Annotated in this window: 1 pseudogene; it reads left to right on the top strand. The window is 68.4% G+C overall.

The window, feature by feature from the left end:
• Positions 1-4,118 (top strand): annotated as a pseudogene (locus G3436_RS27520) (amino acid adenylation domain-containing protein); the annotation flags it as partial.

The following is a 4,118-nucleotide window of genomic DNA, read 5'->3' as shown; positions in this document are numbered from 1 at the left end:
TTTTTCATCAACACCCAGGTGCTGCGTACGCAGATCGAGCCCTGCGCGCCGTTCAGCCAGTTGCTGGCGCAGGTACGCCAGGCCACCCTCGAGGCGCAGGCCAACCAGGACCTGCCGTTCGAGCAACTGCTCGAGGCGTTCCCCGAGGCGCGCGAGCAAGGCCTGTTCCAGGTCATGTTCAACCACCAGCAGCGCGACCTGAGTGCGCTGCGCCGCCTGCCGGGATTGCTTGCCGACGAGCTGCCGTGGCATAGCCGCGAAGCCAAGTTCGACCTGCAGTTGCACACTGAAGAAGACCATCAGGGCCGCGTGAGCCTGGCGTTCGACTACGCCGACGAGCTGTTCGACGCAGCCACCATCGCGCGTATCGCGGCGCAAATGGTCAGCCTGTTGCAGCAGGTCAGCGCGGCGCCGCAACTGCCGCTGGCCGAGCTGCAACTGCTGGCCCCGCAGGAGCGTACCCAGCTTCAAGCCTGGGGCCAGGCCCCCGCCGCGCCGGCCAGCCAGTGGCTGGTCGAGCAGCTCAACGAACAGGCCCGGCGCACCCCGCAACGCACTGCGCTGGTGTGGCAGGGCGGCAGCCTGGACTACGCCAGCCTGCACACCCAGGCCAACCGCCTGGCCCATTACCTGCGTGACAAAGGCGTGGGGCCGGACGTGTGCGTGGCGATCGCCGCCGAGCGTTCGCCGCAACTGCTGGTCGGCCTGCTGGCCATCCTCAAGGCCGGTGGTGCCTATGTACCGCTGGACGTGGATTATCCCGCCGAGCGCCTGGCCTACATGCTGGCCGATTGCGGCGCCAGCCTGCTGCTGAGCCACAGCGAGGTGCTCGAACGCCTGCCCTCGGTCGAGGGCGTGAGCGCCATCGCGATGGACACCCTGCACCTGGACAGCTGGCCCAGCCAGGCGCCGGGCCTGCACCTGCACGGTGACAACCTCGCCTATGTGATCTACACCTCCGGCTCTACCGGGCAGCCCAAGGGCGTGGGCAACACCCACGCCGCGCTGGCCGAGCGCTGCAATGGATGCAGGCAGCTACGCGCTGGACGCGCACGACGTGCTGCTGCAGAAAGCCCCGATCAGCTTTGACGTGTCGGTGTGGGAATGCTTCTGGCCGCTGCTGCATGGCTGCCGCCTGGTACTGGCCGGGCCGGGTGAGCACCGTGACCCGCAACGCATCGCCGAACTGGTGCAGCAGCATGGTGTGACCACGTTGCACTTCGTGCCGGCGCTGTTGCAGGTGTTCGTGCAGGAGCCGCTGGCCGCAGCTTGCAGCAGCCTGCGTCGGCTGTTCTCCGGTGGCGAGGCGTTGCCGGCGGCATTGCGCGACCGCGTGCTGCAGGTGCTGCCGCACGTGGCCTTGCACAACCGTTACGGCCCAACCGAAACCGCCATCAACGTGACCCATTGGCAGTGCCAGCCTGAAGACGGCGTGCGCTCGCCGATCGGTCGCCCGTTGTCCAACGTGCAGTGTGTGGTACTCGATGGCGAGCTGGAACTGGCACCCTTTGGCGTGCCGGGCGAGTTGTGCCTGGGCGGCCTGGGCCTGGCCCGCGGTTACCTTGGCCGCCCCGGCCTGACTGCCGAGCGCTTCGTGCCGGCGGCCGACGGCCAGCGGCTGTACCGCAGCGGCGACCGTGCGCGCTGGCTCGTCGAGCTGGGCGCGCTGGAGTACCTGGGCCGCGTCGACCAGCAGGTCAAACTGCGCGGCTTCCGGGTCGAGCCCGAGGAAGTGCAGGCCTGCCTGCTCGCCCAGCCGGGTGTCGAGCAAGCCCTGGTGCTGGTGCGCGAGACCACCGCCGGCCCGCAACTGGTCGGCTACTACACCCACGCACAGGATTGCAGCGACGCGCTGCTGGCCGCGCTCAGCGCGCAACTGCCGGCCTATATGGTGCCGGCGCAACTGGTGCACCTGGCGCAGATGCCGCTGGGCCCCAGCGGCAAGGTCGACCGCAAGGCACTGCCCGAGCCGACCTGGCAGCAACGCGTGCACATCGCCCCGAGCACGCCGCTGCAACAGCAGATCGCCGCGATCTGGCGCGAGGTGCTGGGCCTTGAGCAGGTGGGCCTGAACGACGACTTCTTCGCCCTTGGCGGCACTCGTTGCTGGCCACCCAGATCATTGCGCGCACGCGCCAGGCGTGCGACGTCGAGCTGCCGCTGCGCACCCTGTTCGAAGCCAGTGAACTGGGCGCGTTCGCCGCTCGCATCGATGCCCTGCAACGCGCCGGGCAACACAACCTGCAAGGCGAAATCGCGCGCATAGACCGCAGCCAGCCGTGCCGCTGTCGTACTCGCAGCAACGCATGTGGTTCCTCTGGCAGATGGAGCCCGACAGCCCGGCGTACAACGTCGGTGGCATGGCGCGCCTGAGCGGCGTACTGGATGTGAGCCGCTTCGAGCAGGCGCTGCAGGCCCTGATCGTGCGCCACGAAACCCTGCGCACCACCTTCCCGAGCCTCGATGGCGTACCGTATCAGGCCGTGGCCGCCAACAGCGGCCTGGTGATGGACTGGCTGGACTACTCCGCGCCGCGCCGGCGCAGCGCCAGCAGCAGTTGCAGGCCCTGGCCGACGCACAGGCGCACCAGCCGTTCGACCTGGAAACCGGCCCGCTGCTGCGCGCCTGCCTGGTCAAGGCCGGCGAGCAGGAGCACTACTTCGTGTTGACCCTGCACCACATCGTCACCGAAGGCTGGGCCATGGACATCTTTGCCCGCGAGCTGGGCGAGCTATACGAGGCGTTCCTCGACGACCGCGAGTCGCCGTTGCAGCCACTGCCGGTGCAGTACCTGGACTACAGCGTGTGGCAGCGCCAATGGCTGGAAGCCGGCGAACGCCAGCGCCAGCTCGACTACTGGACTGCGCAACTGGGTGACGAGCACCCGGTCATGGAACTGCCCGCCGACCGTCCGCGCCCGGCTGTGCAGAGCCATCGTGGCGAGCTGTACCGTTTCGACCTGAGCGACGAACTGGCGGCGCGGGTGCGCGGCTTCAATGCCGAGCATGGCCTGACCCTGTTCATGACCATGACCGCCACCCTGGCGCTGCTGCTGTACCGCTACAGCGGCCAGACCGACCTGCGCATCGGCGCACCGGTGGCCAACCGCATTCGTCCGGAAAGCGAGGGCCTGATCGGCGCGTTCCTCAACACCCAGGTACTGCGCTGCCAGCTCGACGGGCAGATGCGCGTGCTCGACCTGATCGAGCAGGTGCGCCAGACCGTGATCGACGGCCAGTCGCACCAGGACTTGCCGTTCGACCACCTGGTCGAAGCCTTGCAGCCGCCGCGCAGCGCCGCCTACAACCCGCTGTTCCAGGTGATGTGCAACGTGCAGCGCTGGGAGTTCCAGCAAAGCCGGCAACTGGCTGGTATGCAGGTGGAATACCTGGTCAACGATGCCCGCGCCACCAAGTTCGACCTCAACCTGGAGGTCACCGACCTCGACCGTCGCCTGGGCTGCTGCCTGACCTACAGCTGTGACCTGTTCGACGAGCCGCGTATTGCACGCATGGCGGCGCACTGGCAGCAATTGCTCGACGCCTTGCTGGTCGACCCGCAGCAGCGCCTGTGCGAATTGCCGCTGCTGGCGGCCGACGAGCAGCAGGCGCTGTTCGACAACCTGGCCGGCGATGCCCGGGCCCCGGGCCTGGATCGCTGCATTCACGACCTGTTCAGCGAACAGGCACGCGCAGCCCCGACGCCCTGGCGTTGACCTTTGCCGGCGAGCACCTGAGCTACGCCCAGCTCGACGCCCAGGCCAACCGCCTGGCGCGTGTGCTGCGTGAACGCGGGGTTGGCCCGCAGGTGCGGGTGGGCCTGGCGCTGGAGCGTTCGGCGCACCTGGTGGTCGGCCTACTGGCGATCCTCAAGGCCGGTGGCGCCTATGTGCCACTCGACCCGGAGTACCCGCTCGAACGCCTGCAGTACATGATCGAAGACAGTGGTATCGGCCTGCTGCTGGGCCAGCGTACGCTGTTCGAGGCGCTGGGCGAACTGCCGGCGGGCGTTGCCCGCTGGTGCCTCGAAGACGACCGTGCAGCGCTGCCCGCCTACAGCGCCGAGGCACTGCCATCGCTGAGCCTGCCGGCCCATCAGGCCTACCTGATCTACACCTC

Origin of the sequence: Pseudomonas brassicae, from assembly GCF_010671725.1 — a bacterium.
GTDB classification, from domain to species: Bacteria; Pseudomonadota; Gammaproteobacteria; order Pseudomonadales; family Pseudomonadaceae; genus Aquipseudomonas; species Aquipseudomonas brassicae.
This window is presented reverse-complemented; position numbering and strand designations above follow the sequence as displayed.